Origin of the sequence: Streptomyces sp. NBC_01508 (assembly GCF_045040315.1) — a bacterium.
Classification (GTDB): domain Bacteria; phylum Actinomycetota; class Actinomycetes; order Streptomycetales; family Streptomycetaceae; genus Streptomyces.
Genome location: NZ_CP109419.1, coordinates 7,707,942 through 7,729,289 on the forward strand (window position 1 = coordinate 7,707,942; position 21,348 = coordinate 7,729,289).

Consider the following 21,348-nt stretch of genomic DNA (forward strand, 5'->3'; position numbering starts at 1 on the left):
GGACCTACCGATGACCACCACCGTCGCGCGTCCGGGCGGAGGCATTTCGCCCGCACGCCTGGAGCCCGAGCCGAAGCACCGTGTCAACCCCAGCCGCATCATCGGTGTCGGCACCGCCGTGACCGAGGACTCCTACTCGCAGCGCGCGCTGCTCGACCTCTTCCGGATCACCGACCCCAAGGTCCGTTCCGTCTTCCTCAACAGCGCCATCGAGCGGCGCTACCTCACACCCCCACCCCGCGACACCGAGGGCGCCTTCCTCCAGGAGTCCCAGAAAGACCTGCTTGCCAAGCACAAGCGGCTCGCCCTCGACATGGGTGCGCGCGCCGTGCGCAAGTGCCTGGCGGCAGCGGGCATCGAGCTCGCGGACATCGACTACCTGTGCTGCGTGACCACCACCGGCTTCCTCACCCCCGGCCTCAGCGCGCTGCTCATCCGGGACATGGGCATCGGCGCCGGATGCAGTCGGGTGGACGTGGTCGGCATGGGCTGCAACGCGGGCCTGAACGCGCTCAACGCGACCGCGGCCTGGTCCGTTGCCCACCCCGGGCAGGTCGCCGTCCTGCTCTGCGCCGAGGCGTGCTCCGCCGCCTACGTCATGGACTCGACCATGCGAACCGCGGTCGTCAACAGCCTCTTCGGCGACGGAGCCGCCGCCATCGCCCTGCTCGCCGATCCGCCCGACACCGCCGGGCTCGCACTCGGGGAACTGCCGGAAGGCCACATCGGCTCTTCCGCCGGCCCGCGCCTGCTGGGCTTCTCCAGCCTCCTCATCCCCGACGCGATCGACGCCATGCGCTACGACTGGGACGACGATCAGCACAAGTTCAGCTTCTATCTGGACCCGGACATCCCGTACGTGGTCGGAGCCCACGCGGAGCGGGTCGTGGACCGGTTGCTGGCCGGCGCGGGGCTGCGCCGCAGCGACATCGCACACTGGCTCGTGCACTCCGGCGGCAAGAAGGTCATCGACGCGGTCCGGGTCAACCTCGGCCTCAGCCGTCACGACCTGCGCCACACCAGTGGGGTACTGCGCGACTACGGCAACCTGTCGAGCGGATCGTTCCTGTTCTCCTACGAGCGGCTGCTCCAGGAACGCCTCGCCAGAGAAGGGGACTTCGGCGTGCTCATGACTATGGGGCCGGGCTCCACGATCGAGACAGCGCTGGTCCAATGGTGAGGGCCGCGGAGTGGAGACTTCGGATCGACGGTGCGCAACCGCCGTCACCGGAGGCCATCGCGGCGATCGGGATGGTGTGCGACGGCGCCGAGGACTCCGGCGGGCACGGCCCGGTGGTCGTCGAGCTGTCCGGGGTCCCGGAAGGTGATTGGACCAGCGAACTCACAGTGGGGCTGGTCAGCAAGTGGGAGCGCGTCCTGCGCCGACTGGAACGGCTGCCCACGACCACCATCGCGGTCGCCGACGGTGACTGCGGCGGCCCCGCCCTGGACGCCCTGCTGGTCACCGACATCCGCATCGCCACCCCCTCGCTGCGGCTGGTGCTGCCCGTGGCCGACGGGGCCACCTGGCCCGGGATGGCGCTGCACCGGCTTGCCCAGCAGACAGCCGGCACGGCGGCGATCCGTCGCGCGGTGCTGTTCGGCACCCCGCTCGACGCTGCGCGGGCACTGGCGCTGCACCTGGTCGACGAGGTGACGGACGACGCGGTGGGCTCGGCAGCGGCGGCGGCCGAGCTCACCGCGGTGTACGTCGGATCCGAGCTGGCCATCAGGCGGCAGCTGCTGCTCGATGCCCCTGCCGTCCTCTTCGAGGAGGCGCTGGGGGCCCATCTGGCGGCTTGCGACCGTGTGTTGCGGCGGACCTCGGCCGAGGTGGCGACGTGACCGGCCACGTACCGGCCCTCGTACAGCCGACGGCGGACCGGGGGGAGACGCAGGCGAGCTTTCCCCGTGCGCGGGCGGCGCTCGCGCGGGCGGCGCAGCGGCAGGCGGCGTCGCCCCCCGGCCGGCTGAGGGCGCTGCGCAGCGCCTTCCTGGACGCGCACACCGATGCTGTCTACGCCGAACTCACCGCAGGCCACACCCGCGGCCTGCGACTGGCCGAGCTGGCCGCCGCGGCCGAAGGCGCGTTCCCGGGTCTCGTCCCCACCGCGGCCGAGCTGGCCGCGGACCGCGCGCTGGCACAGGCGCGGAAGGCGGGACACGAGATCGACCTGGGTATCTTCTTCTGCCGGATCCTGCGCTCGCCGCGCTCCGGCGGTCACCTGGTGGACACCCTGCTTCGTCCCACCGCACGGGCCCTGGACCTGCTGCCCGGGTTCACCGCCACCGGGCGGGCCGACCTCGGCTCCGTACGGATGGAGCGCCGCGACGGAGTCGCCCGGCTCACGTTGTGCCGCGACGACTGCCTCAACGCCGAGGACGACCGGCAGGTCGACGACATGGAGACCGCGGTCGACCTGGCCCTGCTCGATGACGCGGTCGAACTCTGCCTGATCCGCGGGGGTGAGATGACCCATCCACGCTACGTGGGCAAGCGGGTGTTCAGCGCCGGCATCAACCTCAAGAGCCTGCACTCCGGGGGCATCTCGCTCGTCGGCTTCCTGCTGCGCCGTGAGCTCGGCTACCTGCACAAGATCTGGCGCGGCGTCCGCGTCGACGACGGCGCGTCCTGGCGCTCGCCGACCCGGTCCAAGCCCTGGGTGGCGGCCGTCGACACCTTCGCCATCGGCGGCGGGATGCAGCTGCTGCTGGTCGTCGACCACGTCCTGGCCGCCTCCGACGTGTACCTCAGCCTGCCCGCGGCCCAGGAGGGCATCATCCCCGGAGCCGCCAACTTCCGGCTGTCCCGGTACACGGGGCCGCGCCTGGCTCGTCAGATCATCCTGGAGGGCCACAGGATCCGGGCGACGGACTCGGAGGCCCGGCTTCTCGTCGATGAGGTGCACAGCCCGGACGAGTTGGACGCCGCCGTCGAACGCAGCCTCGACAGGTTGCGGGGCCCGGCGGTCGCCGTCAACCGGAAGATGCTCAACGTCGCGGAAGAGGACCTCGGCGCGTTCCGGCGCTACATGGCGGAGTTCGCGCTGGAACAGGCGCTGCGACTGCACAGCGCCGATGTGATCGACAAGGTCGGCCGCTTCACCACGCGGGGCACGGTACCCCTGAGCTGACGCGGGTACCCGGCCGGGCCGGCTGATGGAGCGCCGGGCGCCGCAGCGGGCCTGATGATGCCGCTCGTATCGGTCGGCCGAGGGCTGATCCGGTCCTGAGTACGGCTGAGCGGGATCAGCTCACCCGGTGGGCGAGGCGGGCAAAGACCGCGCGCTATCTGGCGTTGCGCGCAAGGATCGTGCCGCGGGGCGTCGTGATCAACGAATCAGCCAAGAACGGCCGCCCGCACACACAGCACGTCGGGAAGGTGCGAGGCGAGTTGCCGCCAGCTGTCGCCGTCGTCCGCGCTCGCGTACACCTCGCCGTTGCGGTTGCCGAAGTACACCCCCGCCGGGTCCGCGTCGTCCGTGCACAGCGCGTCGCGCAGCACCGTCCCGAAGTGGTCGCCTTCGGGGAGCCCCGAGGCCAGGGCCTGCCAGCTCGCGCCCGCGTCGGTCGTCCGGTAGATCCGGCAGCGCCGGTCGGCGGGGACCCGGTCGGAATCGGCCTGGATCGGGAACACGTACGCGACGTCGCCCCGGTGCGGATGGGCCGCGACGGCGAAGCCGAAGTCGGACGGCAGGCCGGAGCCGATGTCCGTCCAGTTGGCCCCCGCGTCGTCGCTGCGGAACACGCCCCAGTGGTTCTGGAGGTAGAGCCGGTCCGGATCGACCGCGTCCCGGGCGATCTTGTGGACGCACTGGCCGAACTCCGGGTCGGGATCGGGCAGGAAGACCGCCGACACGCCCTTGTTGGACGGTGCCCAGCTCGCACCGCCGTCGCGGGAGCGGAACACCCCGGCGGTCGACACCGCGACCGTCACCGCGTTCGCGTCCCTGGGGTCGGTCACCACCGTGTGCACCGCCTCACCGCCGCCGCCGGGCACCCACCGGGACCGCGTCGGGTGCTCCCACAGCGGTCTGACCAGCTCGAAGGTCTCGCCCCGGTCCTCGGACCGGAACAGCCCGGCCGGCTCGGAGCCCGCATACACGACGTCCGGCGCGGCGGGGCCCGCCGGGTGCAGCTGCCAGACCCGCTCCAGCGAGGCCCCGGTGTCCTTGGGGAACTTCACGGCCGGAACGCTCGGCTCCGTCCAGGTCGCGCCGAGATCGTCGGAATGGAACACGGACGGACCCCAGTGCGCGCTGTCGCCGCCGACCAGCAGGCGCGGCACGGGGCGGCGGGTGTCGATCGCGATGGAGTAGACCGCCTGGGCGTTGAAGTGCGGTCCGTCCAGCTCCCACCGCCCGCCGCGCCTGCGGCCGATGAAGAGTCCCTTGCGTGTGCCCACGGTGAGCAGTACATCGGTCATGGTGAAACCTTCCGAAGACGCCTTTGTCCCAGACTTCGGCCAGTCTGCACCCACCCACTGACAGTGGCCTCCGGACGGGGCGCCGGCGGGGTCGCCCGGCTCCCGGGCCGCCCCTGTCCTCGATCGCCGGACGGCTCCGTGAGCCCGTTCGGCGATCGAGGACGAACAAGCCGCCGGACGGACCCGGTGGCTTCTAGCCGGCGCTCCGGACGGATCCGAGGCGCGCGATCTCCTCGTCCGAGAGCCGGATCGCCCCGGCCCCCACGTTCTCGGCGAGGTGGTCCGGATCGCCGGTACCGGGGATGGCCAGCACGTGCGGACCCTGCGCCAGCGTCCAGGCCAGCCGGATCTGCGCGGGTGACGCGCCGTGCGCGCGGGCGACGGCGAGCACCGCTTCGTCGTCGGCCGGGGCTGCGTCGTTCGCGGCGGCCTCGCGCCGGCCGCCCGCGATCGCGAAGAACGGTACGAAGGCGATGCCGAGTTCACCGCACTCCCGCAGGAACTCCTGCTCCGAGCCCGGCGCGTCGACGCTGTAGGCGTTCTGCACGCACACGACGGGCGCGATGGACCGGGCCTCGGCCAGGTGCGCGGAGGTCACGTTGGAGATGCCGAGATGGCGGACGAGCCCCGCGTCCCGCAGCTCGGCCAGCGCGCCGAAGTGCTCGGCGAGCGAGCCGGTCGCCCGGCTCGGCGGGAGACGCAGGTTCACCACGTCCAGGTGATCACGGCCGAGCTGGCGCAGGTTCTCCTCCACCTGGCCGCGCAACTGCCCCGGCTCGGCCCACCACCACTCGCCCGAGGGGTCCCGGGCGGGCCACACCTTGGTGGTGATGACCAGATCGTCGGGGTACGGCGCGAGCGCCTGGTTGATCAGCTCGTTGGCGGAGCGCGTCGAGGAGAAGTAGAACGCGGCGGTGTCGATGTGGTTCACCCCGAGTTCGACGGCGCGCCGGAGTACGGCGATGGACCTCTCGCGGTCGCTGGTGGGCAGCCCGCCGCCGGGGCCGATGATGGTGCCGCCGGTCAGGCGCATCGCGCCGAACCCGACGCGGTTGACGGTCAGGTCACCGAGCTGCCAGGTGCCGGCGGCCGTCGCGGGGCGCGTACGTTTGTCGGACATAAGTCTCCTCTGCGGGTGGGAACGGGAGGTTCGGGCGGCTCGCGTCCGGCCGGACGCGAGCCGGCTTCGGGCATGAAGAAGGCCTCCCCGGCGGATCGAATCCGTGGCGGAGGAGGCCTGAACGATGATCCATCTTAGCAGTCCCGCGTCCACGGCCGGGCGGCTTCGCAAAGGTTGACCCGGCCGCGCAAGGGCCGCCCGGCTACCCGCGTCGCGGCCCGTCCTCCCCGCGTGCCGCGGCCAGCAGGCCCTCCCAGTCCGGGATCTTCACCGACCGCCGCCCCAGCGAGACTCCGAGCGCCGCCTCCGCGTCCTCGATCGCCAGCCAGCCCGGCCATTCGACCGGGCGGTGCCCGGCCGCCCGCAGCGCGTCGACCGGGTTCTCGGTGATCCGGCGCGCGGACAGTGCCGGCGCGTCCGCGAGGAGCGAGACGACCGTCTCCTTCGCGCAGGCGCGATTGGTGCCGATCACCCCCGTCGGCCCGCGCTTGATCCAGCCCGCCACGTACTCGCCGGGCGACGCCACGCCGTGCCGCAGTACCCGGCCCGCCAGATGCGGCACCGTGCCCGTCGTCTCGTCGAAGGGCAGTCCCGCGAGCGGCACCCCGCGGTAGCCGACCGCCCGCAGGACGAGCCCCGCCTCGATCTCCTCGTACGTCCCGGTGCCGCGCACCCCGCCGGCCCCGTCCGGGGCGGTGCGCTCGAAGCGTACGGCCGTCACCCGCCCGTCCGCGCCGAGCAGTTCCACGGGGCGCAGGAAGAACCGCAGGTGGATACGGCGCTCCCGGCCCTGGTCGGGCATGGAAGCCCAGCCGCGTACGACCTCGACGTTGCGCCGGTTCACCGCGGCGAGCGGATACGCGGCCGGTGCGGACGACGCGGACGGTACGGCCGTCCGACCCGGCCGGGGCGTGCCGGTGGCCGGGACCGGGGCGTACGCCGGATCGAGCGCCAGATCCGCGGGCTCCACCCGCACCTCGGCCGAGGGCAGCGCGCCCAGCTCACGAAGCTCCTTGGTGGTGAACTTGGCCTGCGACGGCCCTCGTCTGCCCACCATGTGCACGTCCCGGACCGCGCTTCCGGCCAGCGCCCCGAGCGCCGGGTGCGGTACATCCGTCGGCCGGAAGTCCTCCGCGCCACGGGCCAGGACACGTGCCACGTCGACGGCGACGTTGCCCACGCCGATCACCACGGCCGACCGCGCGCCGAGCCCGAAGCCGGCCGGCGCGGCGTCGGGGTGCGCGCTGTACCAGGAGACGAAGTCGGTCGCCGAGTGGCTGCCCGCCAGCTCCTCGCCGGGGATGCCGAGCCGGCGGTCCCGGGCGGCGCCGACGCAGTAGACGACCGCGTGGTAGAGCCCCAGCAGCCGTTCGGGTGTGAGGCCGTGAGTACCGGTCTCGACGTTGCCCAGGAACCGGACGCGTTCGTGCTCCAGCACCGAACGCAGCGTGTTCTGGAGCGACTTGATCTTCTCGTGGTCCGGCGCCACGCCGTAGCGCACCAGTCCGTACGGGGCAGGGAGCCGGTCCAGGACATCCACCAGGATGCCGGGGACCAGGGGCTGCTGGACGAGAGCCTGGGCGGTGTAGACCCCGCTGGGGCCCGACCCGACGACGGCGATGCGCGGCACGGCGCACTCCTTCCGGCGAGAGGCTTCCAGCATCGCACCGGCGCGCGGGGCTGGGGAGTAAGCGGGACCGCCGCGTCTCGGGTGGCGGTGTCGGTGGGTGGTGGCGGTGGGCGACGGCGGTACGGCAGTGCGCTGGACGAGTGCGATGCGCGCCGGGGCGGGTGTGCCGGGACGATAAGGAAGAATTGGCTGATTAAGTGGTGAATGTGTCAGAACTTGAGATTACTTCCGCTGCCGAGCCCTCGACACCTGTCTGGCCCCGGTGGGAGGTGCAGGGATACGGCACCGTCAGCTGCGGCACGCCGCCGGGCGGCCGGTGCGAGCTGGAGCGCCACGAACTGGTGCCGCCCTGGGTCGACATCCGGCTCACGTTCGCCGACGGGGCCCGCGTCGACGTACTCGCGGTCCTGCGGGACGGCGTGATCGCCGTCGAGGACGCGCAGGCCGACCCGCCGCTGCCCCTCGACGACCTGACCGAGCTCGGTGGCTGGATCGAGGCACCGCTCGCGTACGCCTGCCGGGTGGTGGCGGGCCAGCACCACGTGGCGGCCGACCCGCTCACGGACGATGACGCGGCGGTCGGGGCCACCTCGCGCACGGAGGCCACGGCTGTGGCGGCCGTGACGGCGGAGGGCGAGGGCGAAGGCCAGAATGAGGACGAGGAGCCCGCGCCCACCGGCCGGCACCGCGCCGACGACCCCGTGTCCTTCGACAGCGCGGACCGGCGCGCTGTGGCGCAGACGTACCGCAGGGCGCAGCAGTTGGGCCAGGACCCGGTCCTCGCGGTGATGTGCGCGACGGGTTACGGGCGCCGCAAGTCGCTCGGCCTCATCGCGAGCGCCCGCGACGACGGCTATCTGACACCGCGTCACCGCCGTCGCTGATGCCGCGGAGGCCCCGCGTCACAGCGAGCGCATCCGGTTGATCTCTGACGTCTGCTGCGCGATCACATCGCTCGCCATCTCTTCGAGTTGGACGTTGTTGCCCCCCGAGAGAGCTTCGGTCGCCATCGTGACCGCGCCCTGGTGGTGCGTGACCATGAGGCTGATGAAGAGGTCGTCGAACGCCTTGCCCTTCGCCGCGCGCAGCTTCGCCAACTGGGCGTCGGTGGCCATGCCCGGCATCTCCATCGCGCCGTGGTCGCCGTGGCCGCCCTCCTTCTCCGCCTTCTCCTCGCCGCCGTTGAGCTTCAACCAGCCCTCCATGGCGCCGATCTCCGGCTTCTGCGACGCGTTGACGCGTTCCGCGAGCCGCTTCACCTGGCCGGATCCGGCGCGGTCCGGGGCGAGTGCGGTCATCACCAGCGCCTGGCTGTGATGCGTGATCATCATCGTCGCGTAGCCGTAGTCCGAGGAGTTGGGCGTGTTGTCCGGGACTTCCTTGGCCGCCTCTTCCGGGGAGAGGGTCCTGGACTTCTCGCCGGGTTTGCCCGGGGCGACCACCTGCCCCGTGGCCGCGCTCTTGGTCTCACTCTTCGCGTCGCCCGACTCGCAGGCGCCCAGGGCGAGTAGGGCGGTCATGGCTGCGGCGGCCACGACGGCCCGGAGGGCACGTGGACGCCTGGTCCGGATCAACACGGTGACCTCCTGTGGTACTTGACGTGTATCGGGCACGTTGTTAGGCACTTTCCTAACACGCTTGCGGACACGAGTGATCAGAAACTTTCATTACATCTCGGTTGCCATCTGTTGAGATGTACATGCGAAGGACGATACTGCCCAGGTCCGTAAGGCCGTTCAACTGGGAACGGATACAAGGGAGGACGCAGTGACTTCGTTGCACACCACCCGCGTGCGGCGCAGACGCCTGGGCGTGGCGGCAGCCGCCGCCGCCGGGCTCTTCGCCACGCTGCTGGCCGCCGGACCGGCGGTCGCCACACCCGACCCCGGTGACACGCCCGCCAGGGAGAAGACCTCCAAGAGCCAGCAGGCCGAGGCCAAGAAGGCCATCGAGAACAACGACATACCCGGTGTGGACGAGATCATCCACAGCGACAACATGAGCCATGTCGCCAACGTCCCCAAGGAGCACCTGAAGGGGACCAACTCGGACATCGCCTTCCAGGGGAAGTACGCCTTCTCCGGCAACTACGACGGCTTCCGGATCTTCGACATCAGCAAGCCGTCGAAGCCGAAGACCGTCGCGCAGGTCCTGTGCCCCGGCGGGCAGAACGACATCTCCGTCTCGGGCGACCTGCTCTTCCTGTCGACGGACGCCTCGCGCAGTGACAACTCCTGCTCCAGCGTCTCGCAGCCCGCTACGGAGAAGTCCTCCTGGGAGGGCATGAAGATCTTCGACATCAGCGACAAGCGCAACCCCGAATACGTCGCCGCTGTCGAGACCGCGTGCGGTTCCCACACCCACACGCTGGTGCCTGAGCGCAAGGACGTGTACGTCTACGTGTCCTCGTACTCGCCCAGCGCCGCCTTCCCGGACTGCCAGCCGCCGCACGACGGCATCAGCATCATCAAGGTGCCGCGCAAGGCGCCCGAGAAGTCGAAGATCGTCGACTTCCCGGTCCTCTTCCCGGACGGCGGCAACCCCGGCGCGCCCACCAACCCGGGCGTCTCGGCGACCACCGGCTGCCACGACATCACGGTGCTCCCCTCCAAGGACGTCGCCGCCGGCGCCTGCATGGGTGACGGCATCCTGTTCGACATCAAGGACCCGGAGCGGCCGAGGGTCATCGACCGGGTCCAGGACAACGTCAACTTCGCCTTCTGGCACTCCGCGACCTTCAACCAGAAGGCCAACAAGATCGTCTTCACCGACGAGCTGGGCGGCGGCGGCGCGGCCACCTGCAACGAGGAGATCGGCCCGAAGCGCGGCGCCAACGGCATCTACGACATCCTCGGCAAGGGCGACAAGCGGACGCTGGAGTTCAAGAGCTACTTCAAGATCGACCGTCCGCAGGCGGACGCCGAGGTCTGCGTGGCGCACAACGGATCGCTGATCCCGGTCAAGGGCAAGGACATCATGGTCCAGGCCTGGTACCAGGGCGGTATCTCGGTCTGGGACTTCACCAACTCGTCGAAGCCGAAGGAGATCGGCTACTTCGAGCGCGGCCCGGTCACCCTCGACCAGGTCACCACGGCCGGCCCGTGGTCGGCGTACTACTACAACGGCTACATCTACTCGAACGACATCGCCAAGGGTCTGGACGTCATCAAGCTCGACGACCGCCGGACGGACGAGGCGAAGAAGGTGAAGATGGACGAGCTCAACGTCCAGACGCAGCCTGACTACTTCGAGGACTTCCGCGACTGACCGGCGTTCCGCCGGGCGGGCTCCCCGCCCGGCGGAAGGTCGTACGCCGGGTCCAGACCGAAGCGGTGGAACAACTCGCCCCGCAGGCTGGCCAGCGGCATCCCCGCCCCCGGCAGCAGGATCGCGAACACCGCGCCCATCATCAGCGCGCGCAGCAGCGGATAGTCGCTGTCCACGTCCGCCGACCCGTACCGCACCATCGCCTCGCGCAGCAGCTCCGCGAGCCGCTGTTGCTCGGGGCACTGGACGAAGCCCTCGGCCTGGAGAATGCCCGCCATATGGGCGCGCATCGCCACCGGATGGTCGACCGTGAGGCCGAGGACGGCGTCGATGGCGCGGGCCAGTACCACCCGGCCGTCGTCGGTACGCGGCTCACGTTCCAGGGCGGCCGCCACGGTGCGGTGCATCAGCCGGTGCACGGCCGACTGGAACATCGGGCGCTTCCCGGGGAAGTAGTACGAGACCAGTCCGCGCGCCGTTCCCGCCCGGTCGGCGATGTCGGCCAGGGTCGTCCCGTCGAATCCGCGTTCGTCGACCAGCTCCACGGTGGCCTCCAGAAGCCGTTCGCGGGAACGCCGACGGAGTTCTTCATTGACCGATGCGCTTCGCGGGGACATGCTGAACTCCTGCGTTGACTGGCTCTTAGCCAGTATACTCAGCGTGTTCTCGCGGACCGCCCGTCGGGCCTGGTCGGCGAGGGCGGGTACCGGCTGTCCTGGGCGACGCGGGGGATCGCCCAGGACAGCCGACGCCCACCTCATCTCCCCTTCCTGACTCTTCCCGAGCGGCGAATCCGGCGATCGGGGTCGGGGCCGGGGCCGGCGGCTCGGGTCAGGCCGCGCAGTACTGCGACTCCTTGCCGATGGACCGGTACATGCAGTCGGCGTTCTCCAGCAGTTGCAGCACCGCGTCCCGGTTACGGCTCGTCTCGCGCTCGATCACCTCGTCGGGCGGGTAGAAACCGCCGCCGCCGGAACTGCCCGGGTACATCTCGAAGGTGTACGCGAATACCTTCTGGTTCCCCCACAGCCAGTCGTCGATCGACCCGTCCGTGATGTAGAGGTCGCTCGCCTGCTCCGCCGTGTAGCCGTTGCTCGCGGCCATCTTCCCGCCGACGGCGGCGAAGGCGTTCCGGTCGTCCAGCGTCATACCGGGAGCGGTGTCGGCACTGGTGTAGCCGTACGGCCACAGCACCAGCTCGCTGTATGTGTGGAAGTCGATCGCCGCCTTGAGCTGCTGCTTGCCGCCGACGACCCGGCTGCGCGCGAAGTCCGCGACCACCTTGACCTCCGGCGCGGACTCGGCACGCGCGCCGCGGTACGTCTCGGAGCCGGGGGTGCCGGAGGAGCCGCCGCAGCAGCCCCACTGGAAGTTCCAGTTGCGGTTGAGGTCCGTACCGACCCTCGACGAGCCGGAGTTGGGCTGCCGGTTCAGGCGCCAGCTGCGGTAGGAGCCGGTGGCGATGTCGTACTCGCCGCCGTCCGGGTTGACGTCCGGGACGATCCAGATCTCGCGGTTGTTCACGGCGCTGGTGACCCGTGAGTCCGTGCCGTAGGTGTCGCCCAGTTCGCGTATCAGATACAGCGCCATCTCGACCGTGAGGTGCTCGCGGGCGTGCTGGTGGTGCGTGAAGAGCACCTCGGGCTCGTTCTCGTCCGCCGTCACGTTGTCGCTGATCTTGACCGCGACGATGTCCCGGCCCTCGTAGCTCCTGCCGATGACGCGTTTGCTGATGAGCGTGGGGTGGGCGGCGATCCGCTGGTCGATCTCCGCGCTCATCTCGGCGTAGTTGTGGTAGCGCGCGTCGGCCGTGGGGAAGTCGAACGGCTCGACTGCTCTGCCGTTCGTCCTGGCGGGCGGCGCGGGCAGCACGTCGAGCCGGTGGCCCAGCGCGCGTAGCCGCTCCGCCTGGGCGGCGGTGGCGCTGACGACCGTCGAGCGCGGGCCCGCCTCGTCCACCGATACGCCGGTGGCGGCGAGGGCGGTACGGGCCGCGACGTCGGCGGCGCCGGGAATCTCGTACTGCCGGATCTGCTCCTCGGTGGCGGCGGCGGCGGTGGTGGTGGCTGTCGTGGTGCGTTCGGGCGTGGCCTTCGGGTCCGGGGGCGCGGCCTCGGCGGTGAAGGGGACGGCCACGGCGAGTGCCAGCACGGCCGCGAGGGTGGCGGCCTTCCATCTGGTCTCGCGTACGCGAAGTCGCATGGTGTCTCCTGAGTGGGGAGTCGTGTGGGGGGTTCGGCCGCGGTGGCGGCCGGTTGTTCGCGCACATCGTGGAGGGCTGGCATGCTCCGGTCAAGTGGTGAACTTCGGCCACTCGCCGAAGCGGTTCGCACGGACGCGCGGCCGGGGTGGTCCCGGCCGCGCGTCTCGGTCTTCGTCGCCCTCGTCGCCCCCGCCGACTCAGGTGTTCAGGAGCGTGGCCGTCCGCGCCAGCAGTTCGTGACCGGCACGCCAGTCCGTCGCCGAGCCGCCGCTCAGCACGATCCGGTCGGCGCCCGCCGCGACGAACGCGGCAAGCCGCTCCGCCGCCTGCTCGGGTGTGCCCACGATCCCGGCGTCCGCGGCGTGGCCGGGGTCGACCTCGTACCCGTCGACGACCATCCGGGCCATGGCCTCCCTGGCCGCGGCCAGGGAGGCCGCGGGGATGTCCAGTTGGATCGGCACGGCCACGGTCACGGGCGGCGCGGGACGGCCCGCCTCGTCGGCGTACTGCCGCAGTCTCCTTACGCCGTCGGCGAGTTGGGCCGGCGAGAGCACCGCCGGGAACCAACCCGCGCCGAAGGTGACCGCCCGCCGCAGTACGGCTTCCTCCGGGCCACCGGCGACGAACAGGGGCGGCGCGGACACGGCGGGCGCCAGCGTGATCTCGGCCCCCGCCGCGTCACCCGCCCCACCCTCGGGGGCGATCCGGGTCGGCTCGCCCCCGACCAGGCGGGGCAGCAGCCGCAGCGCGTCCTCCGTTCGGGCCTCGGCGTCCGCACGGCGAACGCCCAGCGCGTCCCACGCGGGCGCGTCACGCAGCCCGCCGTGCCAGCGCTCCCACGCGCCCCGCCCGTCCCCGATCCCCACCAGCAGCCGTTCCCGCGAGACGTACTGGAGCGAGGCCAGCTCCTTGGCCAGCAGCGGGAGCGGTCGTACGGCGGCGAGCAGCACGCCGTACCCGAGGCGCACCCGCTCCGTGACGGCCGCCGCCGTCGCCAGGACCACCTCCGGGGCGAGCATCGGATACCGCCCCGCGAGGTGGTCCCAGACCCAGACCGATTCGAAGCCCAGGCGCTCGGCGTCGCGTGCGCTCTCCGTGATCTCCTCGGTTCCGAGGTAGATGCCGATGTCGGTCATCTCTGTCGTCCCCTCCCATGCTTGACGTTGTCGCTCATGAGGCAACAACATCAACCACGCTTGAGGTCAACACCCGCCGCCGCGGGCCGCGGTGGAGGCTTCCTCAGCGCGTGAGGCCGAGGACGGGGCGCAGCCCCGCCGGGCGTTCCTCCACCGGCAGATGGTCCACGAAGTGCACGGCGCAGCCCAGTTCGGCCGCGCCGCCGTCCGCCTCCCGGTCGTCGCCGACCATCAGCACATCGCGCGGATCCTGTCCGATGGCCTCGCAGGCCGCGCCGAAGAGCCGTACGTCCGGCTTCTGGACGCCGTGCTCGTACGACAGCACATAGGCGTCCACCAGGTCGTCCAGGCCGTACGCGCGGAAGACCGGACGCAGGTCCCAGCCGATGTTGCTGATCACGCCGACACCGATGCCCTCGCGCTTCAGGGTGCCGAGCACCTCCGCCGTGTCGGCGTACGGCCGCCAGGCGTCCGGCGTCCGGTGGCGCTCGTAGAGCGCGTCGTACAGCCGGGGGTCGGGGAGCGCGACCCGCCGGGCGAGGCCGGTGTACGCGGCCCGGTGCCGCTCGGCGCTCTCGTCGCGCGTGGCCCACAGTCCGGCCAGTTCCGGCGGCAACTGCTGCGGTGAGGGACCGCCGGGCAGCGCCCCCGCGACGGCCAGCTCGACCGCGTACCGCCGGACCTCGGCGGGCGGCACGGGAACGTTCAACTCGTCGAGTACGGCCCGGAGCCAGGAACCGGCCGATTCGATGCGGAACAGCGTCCCTGAGAAGTCGAAAAGCACACCCTTGATCTTCATGGACCCGATCCTCGCCGGGTCACCGCCACCGGGACAAGGCCCGTCCGTCGTACGTGGCGACGGACAGGGCCACCAGACACGCGCCGAACAGCCAGCCGGCCACCACGTCCGAACTCCAGTGCACCCCCAGCCAGACCCGGGTGAACCCGACGCCGAGCACCGACACGACCCCCACCACCAGCGCGACGCGCCACAGCGGGCCGCGCACGCCGTACCGCCGCAGCAGCCACAGCAGCATCCCGACGGTGACGGTGGCGGTCATCGCGTGGCCCGAGGGGAACGACGCGTAGTGCGCCGAGTCGACCGGGTCCGGCCAGGTGGGGCGCTCGCGCCCGACGGCGGCCTTCAGGCCCTGCGACGCGAGGGCACCCACCAGACTCGTCAGGGCGAGCCAGCAGGCGAGCAGACGCGCGCCGCGCAACCACAGGACGACGAAGACGACGGCGGTCAGCAGACGCATCGTCCACGGGTCCCACATCCAGTCCGTGAAAATCCGGTTCGCGTGGGTCAGTCCCGGGTCGGCCACCGCCCACCGGTGCAGATCCACGGAGACGGTCCGGTCCAGGGAGAGCAGCGGGCTCCACCTGGCGGCGACGAGCGCGAGCAGGATCAGGGAGGCGACGCCCAGGACCGCGCCGACGCGGGCCGGCGTCGCGATTCCCCGAGACGAGGACGGGGACGGTGGCGGCGAGGCCGGCCGTGACGACGGGGGCACCGCGGGGGAGCGCATGGGGGGATCCTCACTGACGACGGGCGGCCCCCGCCAAGCTATCCCAGCGCGCGTAGTGCCGGAATGAAGGCCACCACGAGCGGAACGGCGGGCACCAGCGCCGCCGCGGCCGTCAGCCGTAGCCGACGGCCCGCCGTCAGTCGCGGGAGCGGCGTCAGCAGCCGGTCCACCCGGCGCGGCAACTCGGCGCCGGGCGTCGGGCACGGCCCGAACACCCCACGGTCCTCGTTCAGTTCGACCAGGGCGAGCGCGATCGTCAGCCGGCCGAACCGGCGTGAGGCGACATCGTCGGCGGCCAGCTCGACCAGACGGTGCATCTCGCCCTGGAACGCGGCGAATACCGGCACCTGCGGAAAGCCGTTGGCCAGCGCCGACGAGCAGTGCAGCAACCAGTCGTGGCGTGCGCGGGCGTGACCCTGCTCATGGGCCAGTACGGCATCGAGCTGGCGGCCCTTCAGCCGCCGCAGGGCGGCCGTGGTGACGACGAGTTGGGGCGCGGCGCCCGGCAGCCACCAGGCCCCGGGACGCTCGCCCTCCAGGACGACCAGCGGGCCGCCGCCGGGCTCCTCGCCGGGCAACAGCGGTGAGCGGACGAGCAGTTCGGTACGGCGCTGCTTGCGGCGCCGGTGCGCCCGGTGGATCTCCCGCGTGAGCATCGCGCCCGTCCACACCCCGCCGGCCGCCAGGAGCAGGGCCAGCGCCGCCGACCAGGGGCGGTGCGCGCCGAGCGCGTACGCCTCGACGACCCCGCTCGGCGCCGGGGCGAAGACCTGGCCTCGTACGGCCAGCCAGGCCGCCGCCGCGCTGAGGGTCATGGCGAGCGCGAAGCACAGCAGCACGGCGGCCACCACGCACTGCCAGACCCAGAGCGCCACCACGGGCTCGCGCTCGGGCCATTCGGCGCGGGCCAGCAGCCGCGGGGCGACCACGGCGGCCAGCGCGGCGAGCGTCAGCAGCGCGAGGGAGACCATCATGGTCACCAGTTTATGAGTGTGGTGCCACTCACGGGGTCGGCCGCGGGCGTCAAGTGACGCAGGACACGGTCGTCGTGGGTGCCGGGGTTGTCGCGGAGGTCGCGCGCCTGCCCCATCTGCCCCATCTGACGCACAGACCGCACCTGCCGTACCTGCCGCACGGCAGGAAGTCGGGCGTCACAGCGTGAGCAGCATCGCCAGCATCGCGATGCCCATGGACAGCCGGCAGGCCAGCGCCAGCTCCGGCCGGCCCTCGCAGACGTCGGTCACCGTGCCGCCGCCGACCGGGGTCGGTCCCGCCCCCGCCGTGCCCCCGCCCTCCGGCGCCGTCACGGCCTGCAACGGGAGCAGCCGCGCGCCCGTCCACAGCACGTATCCCGCGTAATAGATCAGCAGCAGACCCGTGGCCAGCGGCGTACCGCCCGCGCTGTGCGCGCCGTGCGTGCCGCCCGGCAGCAGGGCCATCGCCACCGACATGTAGACCATGGCGAGTATGCCCACGAGATGGTGCAGATGGTGCGACGTCCGGCGGGCCGGACCCACCGCGCGCAGCGCCGCGACCCCGAACACCGCCGCGTACACCAGCCACACCCAGCGCGGCGGCGTGATCGCCGCGGCCGGTACGGCCATCGCCGCCATCCCGAACCCCATCAGAGCCTCGCCGCCCGCCGTGCCGCGCCCCGCGCCCGTGGGGCCGCGCAGCCGGAGCAGACAGTAGGTTCCGGCCGCCGCGCAGAGCGCCACGACCAGCCAGCCGGCCGTCGCCGGTCCGTGCACCGTGCACCTCCCTCTCGCCATGCTCCAACGATGTCCACACAAACGGTGTCAACGGTGAAATGCCCCTGTCGTTCGAGGCGCACGCGAGCGCAGAGAGACACGGGGGGAGCGCACCGGGGGTGACACGGGCCGCGGCCGGGAGGTGCGGAAACCGCTTGCTTTTCGTATTCCACTGGAAATGGAAAACGTAAGGAAACCAGGCTGACAAGTCCTCCGAATCAGTCTGGACAGAAGCCTTCGCGCGAACCTTGTGGTGGCACTCGGAAAGCGTTTTCTCTGCGAGGGTGCGCCACGGAGGCGGGCAGGCTGCCGCCGCCCGTAATTCCCCCACCCGCGTGGATCCGCGTATTTCAGGCAGATTTCCAGTGGGAGGAACTCCGTGAGTATTTCAGGACGCGCCGTCATCGCATCGGCGCCGGCCGGCACCGCAGCGGCCGGTGGTGTCCTCGGCAGTTCGCAGGCGGGCGCCGCGCCCGCGCCGCGCGGCAGGGCGCAAGCGGCACCCGCCGCGAGTCCCCCGGGCGACGTGGTCGGCAGAACCAGCGTCGGATATCAGGGCTGGTTCGCCTGCAAGGGCGACGGTTCCCCCATCGACAGATGGGGGAACCGTCGCCACGACAGCGGCCGGCCGCCGTCGATCGGCAACAACACCATCAAGACCTGGCCGGATATGCGGGAGTACACCCGTTCGTTCCCCACGGCGTATCCGAATCTGAGAAATGCCCAGCCGGCCGTGCTGTTCTCCTCGCACGACCAGCGGACCGCCGACACCCATTTCCGGTGGATGCGCGAGAACAACTGCGACACCGCCGCGCTCCAGCGGTTCAACCCCGTGGGCGGCGAAGGCCCGATGCGGGACGTGTACGCCAAGCGGAACGCCAAGCGGAACGCCAAGCCCGTCGTCCGTATCCGGGGCTTCGGCTTCGCCGACGACAGGCGTCCGTTCGCGCCCCCGGAGTACCTGGACGTCATCAACTGGTTCAAGGCGCAAGGCTGTTACGTCATCGGCGGCGTGCCGACGCACTGACCGAGCGGCCCGCCGAGAAGAGGGCACGTAACCCGCCGGACCCTTGCCCGCGTCGTCGTCGGCGCGCTGCTCGCCGGCTATGGACCGGTGAGCGTCTACCCGTTCCTGTTGTGGATGGTGTCGGCCGTCTTCAAGGACCAGCTCGAAGTGGTCAGCGGCGGTCATCTGATCCCGAAGAACCCGACCCTCCACACCCTGGTCGACACCGTACGATCCGGCTGCCCGCACCCCACTGACACGCCACCGGGAGGTCGGGTTAGGCTCGGGCGCGCCGCCCGCCCGCAGCGGAGAATCGGAGAACGCGCACCATGGACACCGCACCACGCCCCGCCCCCGGTCAGCTCAGCTACCGGGACGCCACCGCAGAAGACGTCAAGGCGCTCGTCGCGCTCATCGAGTCCGCCTACCGGGGCGAGAGCGCCCGTGCCTCCTGGACCTCCGAGGCCGATCTGCTGGAGGGCCGGCGCACCGACGAGCAGGGGGTGCTCGACGTGATCGAGGCCGCCGGCAGCCGGCTGATGATGGTCGAGGCCGACGGCGCGCTCGTCGCCTGCTGCCAGCTCGAACACCGGGGCCCCGCCGCGTACTTCGGCATGTTCGCCGTCGACCCGGCAGCGCAGGGCGGCGGGCTGGGCAAGCGCGTCATCGCCGAGGCGGAGCGCCGCGCCCGCGCGGACTGGGGCGTCGGCGAGATGCATATGACCGTGATCATCCAGCGCGAGGACCTGATCGCCTGGTACGAGCGCCGGGGCTACCGCCGTACGGGACAGCTGACCCCGTTCCCGTACGGCGACGAGCGCTTCGGTATCCCGCAGCGCGACGACCTGGCGTTCGAGCTGCTGGTCAAGGCGCTGGACCAGAACGCCTGACGCGGCCAAGGCCCCGACCGCGTCAGGCGCCGACCCTTACGCCGTGAAACGGCCGGTGCGCCGGATCTCCGGGAAGTCGGTGGTCGCCCCGTCCAGGCCGAACGCCCGGACCAGCCGCAACTGGTCCGGGGTGTTCACCACCCACCCGATGATCCCCAGCTCCGCCGCGTGCGCGCGCTCGACGACCTCCAGCGTCAGGCGCCGGATGTTCAGCGCGAGCGAGTCCGCGCCCACCGCGACCGCCCGGTCCACCACGTCCGCGCCCCAGCGACTGGCGATCAGCACCGTCCGTACGCCGGGCACCAGCGCGGAGATCTCCGCGACGGCCTCGTCGTGGAACGAGGACACCTCCACCCGCCCGACCAGCTTCCGCCGGTGCATCACCTCGGCCAGCGCGCGGGCCGCCGCCACATCCTTGATCTCCGCCTGGAGCGGGGAGCGCACCGCGTCCAGGACCTCCTCGAAGACCGGCACGCGCTCGCCCCGCCCCGCGTCGAGTTCCCGCAGCTCGGCGAGGGTCCGGTCGGCGATCGGGCCCGTTCCGTCCGTCGTGCGGTCCAGCTCCGCGTCGTGCATGACGACGAGTGCGCCGTCCTTGCTCAGATGAAGGTCGAGCTCGATGGCGTCCATGCCGGCTCGTTCGGCGTGCAGGAAGGAGCGCAGGGTGTTCTCCGGTTCGACACCCATCACTCCACGATGACCGATGGTGAGGAAAGTCAAGACTGACTCGCTTCCGTCGTCGGCGGCTCCCGCGCGGTGCTGGTGCCCACGCGGCACGGCCGCAGCCTAACGGCCACCGCGCCGGTCGGACCCGGGTCGGAACCGTGCGCGCCGAAGCCTGTCGCCCACGCTGCTCGCGGCCGTAAAAACCCCCGTAAACCTGGGATGCGGCAGGATAATTTGTTTCGTACTCCCTTGTACGGGAGAATCGGAGACCGATACGGTGTTTTGACGCCTGCTTCTCCCGTGGAGGACGTGACATGACGGAAATTCTTGTGCAGGACCGGCCCGCACGGCATACGGACGACGACGAGCGAGTGGTCGAGCACCCCGCCTGGACCGAGCTCAAGAGCGCCGTCGAGGAGATCCGGCCCTGGCAGTCCAAGGACGGCTCCATAGATTTCGACGCCGAGGAAGCGCCCGCACGCGCCCTCGTCGAGGTCACCCTGGACCGGGTGATCGCCGCCGTCGATCAGCTGTCGCCCCTGCTGCCGCACGACGCCGCCTACCACGGAGCGCTCGTCTCGGACCTGCGTAAATGGGCCGACAGCGCCTTCGGCGTACCCGACTTCCTGGACTCGCTGCTCGCCTTCCAGCCGGCGGCCGACCGCGTGGACCGGCTCCAGCACCTGGTCGTCTTCCCGATGTACACACAGAACGGCAACCCGGACCGCAACCTCGAAGCGGTCGTCCTGCGCATGGTCTGGCCGCAGTGGCTCGCCGAGCTGGAGCGCACCCGCTACGACAACCCCCTCTTCTGCGGCATCACCTTCGAGGACTTCACCGCCGGGTACGACACGAACTCGGCCGTCCTCTTCCCCGAGACGATCGCCGTCCGCAAGGCCCCCGAGCGGTTCAGCTGGGGCGGTATCTTCTGCGACCGCGAGGCCGCCCGCTTCCGCCGCGTCACCGAGGCCGCCGTCGACATCCTCGGTGTCGAACTCCCCGACGACATCCGCGAGATGGTCGGCGACCAGGACCGCTGCCAGCAGGCCTTCGTCCTGTGGGACATGGTCCACGACCGCACCCACAGCCACGGCGACCTGCCCTTCGACCCCTTCATGATCAAGCAGCGCCAGCCGTTCTGGATGTACGGCCTGGAGGAGCTGCGCTGCGACCTCACCGCCTTCCGGGAGGCCGTGAAGCTGGAGGCGGACGGCGTCACACAGGGCCGCGACGTGCAGTACGCGGTGCTCTTCGACCGGATGTTCCGCTTCCCGGTCACCGGCGCCCGTGAGCGCAACTACGACGGCCTCGGCGGCCAGCTCCTGTTCTCGTACCTCCACAAGCACGACGTGGTGCGCTGGACCGACAACACCCTGCGCATCGACTGGGACCGGGCCCCGGAGGTCACGCAGCGACTGCTCGGCGAGATCGAGAGCCTCTACCGGGCCGGCATCGACCGCCCGAAGCTGGTCCACTGGTTCGCCGCCTACGACCTCGTGTCCACCTATCTGGCCCCGCACCCCGGATCCCGCTGGGCCAAGGGCCCGGACGCCCTCGACCTGGATCTGCCCCCGCGCAAGCTGGTGGACGACGTGCTTCCCGACGAGTTTCCACTCAGCATGTTCTACGAGGCACTGGCCAAGAAGCTCAAGACCGTGATCGCGTCGACCCGCGGTATCACGGCGGCGGCGTGAGCGACCACGCCGACGAAACCGACCACACCG

The 21,348-nt window shown here is 71.2% G+C and carries 20 protein-coding genes; 8 read left to right on the forward strand and 12 right to left on the reverse strand.

Features of this window, described 5'->3' with window-relative positions:
• Positions 1-10 precede the first annotated feature (10 nt).
• Genes dpgA through dpgC form a run of 3 tightly spaced genes read left to right on the forward strand, consistent with a single transcriptional unit; the run spans position 11 to position 3,134 of the window.
• Entirely contained in the window at positions 11-1,180 is a 1,170-nt protein-coding gene (gene dpgA / locus OG700_RS35445; protein WP_405620844.1) for a 3,5-dihydroxyphenylacetyl-CoA synthase DpgA, read from the forward strand.
• Complete coding sequence (gene dpgB, locus OG700_RS35450) at positions 1,174-1,845, forward strand: enoyl-CoA-hydratase DpgB (RefSeq protein ID WP_405620846.1); 672 nt, start codon at positions 1,174-1,176, stop codon at positions 1,843-1,845. Before dpgA ends, dpgB begins: the two co-directional genes overlap by 7 nt.
• Positions 1,842-3,134: a (3,5-dihydroxyphenyl)acetyl-CoA 1,2-dioxygenase DpgC gene (gene dpgC / locus OG700_RS35455; RefSeq protein ID WP_405620848.1), complete on the forward strand. Its 1,293-nt coding sequence runs from the start codon at positions 1,842-1,844 to the stop codon at positions 3,132-3,134. The genes dpgB and dpgC overlap by 4 nt, the downstream gene beginning before the upstream one ends.
• Positions 3,135-3,340: 206 nt before the next feature.
• Here dpgC and OG700_RS35460 read toward each other — a convergent pair whose 3' ends face one another.
• The 3 genes from OG700_RS35460 to OG700_RS35470 form a co-directional block, all read right to left on the reverse strand.
• A complete protein-coding gene (locus tag OG700_RS35460; RefSeq protein ID WP_405620850.1) occupies positions 3,341-4,426 on the reverse strand; it encodes a WD40/YVTN/BNR-like repeat-containing protein in 1,086 nt (361 codons plus the stop codon).
• A 193-nt stretch (positions 4,427-4,619) separates the two neighbouring features.
• Positions 4,620-5,546 (reverse strand): aldo/keto reductase, encoded by a 927-nt coding sequence (locus OG700_RS35465; protein WP_405620852.1) that lies wholly within the window; start codon positions 5,544-5,546, stop codon positions 4,620-4,622.
• 202 nt (positions 5,547-5,748) lie between these two features.
• Entirely contained in the window at positions 5,749-7,176 is a 1,428-nt protein-coding gene (locus OG700_RS35470; RefSeq protein WP_405620854.1) for an FAD-dependent oxidoreductase, read from the reverse strand.
• Positions 7,177-7,499: 323 nt separating this feature from the next.
• Here OG700_RS35470 and OG700_RS35475 point away from each other — a divergent pair, with 323 nt between their 5' ends.
• Complete coding sequence (locus tag OG700_RS35475) at positions 7,500-8,060, forward strand: DUF6214 family protein (RefSeq protein WP_405622210.1); 561 nt, start codon at positions 7,500-7,502, stop codon at positions 8,058-8,060.
• An 18-nt stretch (positions 8,061-8,078) separates the two neighbouring features.
• Here OG700_RS35475 and OG700_RS35480 read toward each other — a convergent pair whose 3' ends face one another.
• A complete protein-coding gene (locus tag OG700_RS35480; protein ID WP_405620856.1) occupies positions 8,079-8,753 on the reverse strand; it encodes a DUF305 domain-containing protein in 675 nt (224 codons plus the stop codon).
• 190 nt (positions 8,754-8,943) lie between these two features.
• Between OG700_RS35480 and OG700_RS35485 the strand changes: the two genes are divergently transcribed.
• Positions 8,944-10,443, forward strand: a complete 1,500-nt coding sequence (locus tag OG700_RS35485) for an LVIVD repeat-containing protein (RefSeq protein ID WP_405620858.1) — start codon at positions 8,944-8,946, stop codon at positions 10,441-10,443.
• Here OG700_RS35485 and OG700_RS35490 read toward each other — a convergent pair.
• The 7 genes from OG700_RS35490 to OG700_RS35520 form a co-directional block, all read right to left on the reverse strand.
• Positions 10,419-11,060, reverse strand: a complete 642-nt coding sequence (locus OG700_RS35490) for a TetR/AcrR family transcriptional regulator (RefSeq protein WP_405620860.1) — start codon at positions 11,058-11,060, stop codon at positions 10,419-10,421. The genes OG700_RS35485 and OG700_RS35490 overlap by 25 nt on opposite strands.
• 214 nt (positions 11,061-11,274) lie before the next feature.
• Complete coding sequence (locus OG700_RS35495; protein ID WP_405620862.1) at positions 11,275-12,645, reverse strand: M14 family metallopeptidase; 1,371 nt, start codon at positions 12,643-12,645, stop codon at positions 11,275-11,277.
• A gap of 198 nt (positions 12,646-12,843) precedes the next feature.
• Positions 12,844-13,782, reverse strand: coding sequence for an LLM class flavin-dependent oxidoreductase (locus OG700_RS35500; protein WP_405620864.1), 939 nt, complete (start codon positions 13,780-13,782; stop codon positions 12,844-12,846).
• 103 nt (positions 13,783-13,885) lie between these two features.
• Positions 13,886-14,581, reverse strand: a complete 696-nt coding sequence (locus OG700_RS35505) for an HAD family hydrolase (protein ID WP_405620866.1) — start codon at positions 14,579-14,581, stop codon at positions 13,886-13,888.
• Positions 14,582-14,600: 19 nt separating this feature from the next.
• Positions 14,601-15,311: a phosphatase PAP2 family protein gene (locus tag OG700_RS35510; RefSeq protein ID WP_405620868.1), complete on the reverse strand. Its 711-nt coding sequence runs from the start codon at positions 15,309-15,311 to the stop codon at positions 14,601-14,603.
• A 38-nt stretch (positions 15,312-15,349) separates the two neighbouring features.
• Entirely contained in the window at positions 15,350-16,285 is a 936-nt protein-coding gene (locus OG700_RS35515; protein ID WP_405620870.1) for a M56 family metallopeptidase, read from the reverse strand.
• A gap of 177 nt (positions 16,286-16,462) precedes the next feature.
• Positions 16,463-17,062 carry a DUF5134 domain-containing protein gene (locus OG700_RS35520; RefSeq protein ID WP_405622212.1) on the reverse strand — a complete coding sequence of 200 codons (600 nt, stop codon included), beginning with the start codon at positions 17,060-17,062 and terminating at the stop codon, positions 16,463-16,465.
• A gap of 379 nt (positions 17,063-17,441) precedes the next feature.
• On the opposite strand from OG700_RS35520, the gene OG700_RS35525 reads away from it, so the two are divergent.
• The gene (locus OG700_RS35525; protein ID WP_405620872.1) at positions 17,442-18,089 is read left to right on the forward strand and encodes a hypothetical protein; all 648 of its coding nucleotides are present in this window, start codon (positions 17,442-17,444) and stop codon (positions 18,087-18,089) included.
• Between the two features lie 308 nt (positions 18,090-18,397).
• Positions 18,398-18,958, forward strand: a complete 561-nt coding sequence (locus tag OG700_RS35530) for a GNAT family N-acetyltransferase (RefSeq protein ID WP_405620874.1) — start codon at positions 18,398-18,400, stop codon at positions 18,956-18,958.
• 36 nt (positions 18,959-18,994) lie between these two features.
• On the opposite strand, the gene OG700_RS35535 is transcribed toward OG700_RS35530, so the two are convergent.
• Positions 18,995-19,678, reverse strand: coding sequence for a glycerophosphodiester phosphodiesterase (locus OG700_RS35535; RefSeq protein ID WP_405620876.1), 684 nt, complete (start codon positions 19,676-19,678; stop codon positions 18,995-18,997).
• 260 nt (positions 19,679-19,938) lie between these two features.
• On the opposite strand from OG700_RS35535, the gene OG700_RS35540 reads away from it, so the two are divergent.
• Entirely contained in the window at positions 19,939-21,318 is a 1,380-nt protein-coding gene (locus tag OG700_RS35540; RefSeq protein WP_405620878.1) for a DUF6421 family protein, read from the forward strand.
• The last annotated feature ends 30 nt before the right edge of the window (positions 21,319-21,348 follow it).

What these genes read in the sequence shown, in the direction of transcription:
- dpgA (WP_405620844.1), top strand. Translation starts at nt 11, where the DNA reads ATGACCACCACCGTCGCGCGTCCGGGCGGAGGCATTTCGCCCGCACGC.
- OG700_RS35465 (WP_405620852.1), bottom strand. Translation starts at nt 5,546, where the DNA reads ATGTCCGACAAACGTACGCGCCCCGCGACGGCCGCCGGCACCTGGCAG.
- OG700_RS35505 (WP_405620866.1), bottom strand. Translation starts at nt 14,581, where the DNA reads ATGAAGATCAAGGGTGTGCTTTTCGACTTCTCAGGGACGCTGTTCCGC.
- OG700_RS35490 (WP_405620860.1), bottom strand. Translation starts at nt 11,060, where the DNA reads ATGTCCCCGCGAAGCGCATCGGTCAATGAAGAACTCCGTCGGCGTTCC.
- dpgB (WP_405620846.1), top strand. Translation starts at nt 1,174, where the DNA reads ATGGTGAGGGCCGCGGAGTGGAGACTTCGGATCGACGGTGCGCAACCG.
- OG700_RS35460 (WP_405620850.1), bottom strand. Translation starts at nt 4,426, where the DNA reads ATGACCGATGTACTGCTCACCGTGGGCACACGCAAGGGACTCTTCATC.
- OG700_RS35540 (WP_405620878.1), top strand. Translation starts at nt 19,939, where the DNA reads ATGACGGAAATTCTTGTGCAGGACCGGCCCGCACGGCATACGGACGAC.
- OG700_RS35500 (WP_405620864.1), bottom strand. Translation starts at nt 13,782, where the DNA reads ATGACCGACATCGGCATCTACCTCGGAACCGAGGAGATCACGGAGAGC.
- OG700_RS35510 (WP_405620868.1), bottom strand. Translation starts at nt 15,311, where the DNA reads ATGCGCTCCCCCGCGGTGCCCCCGTCGTCACGGCCGGCCTCGCCGCCA.
- OG700_RS35515 (WP_405620870.1), bottom strand. Translation starts at nt 16,285, where the DNA reads ATGATGGTCTCCCTCGCGCTGCTGACGCTCGCCGCGCTGGCCGCCGTG.
- OG700_RS35495 (WP_405620862.1), bottom strand. Translation starts at nt 12,645, where the DNA reads ATGCGACTTCGCGTACGCGAGACCAGATGGAAGGCCGCCACCCTCGCG.
- OG700_RS35530 (WP_405620874.1), top strand. Translation starts at nt 18,398, where the DNA reads ATGGACACCGCACCACGCCCCGCCCCCGGTCAGCTCAGCTACCGGGAC.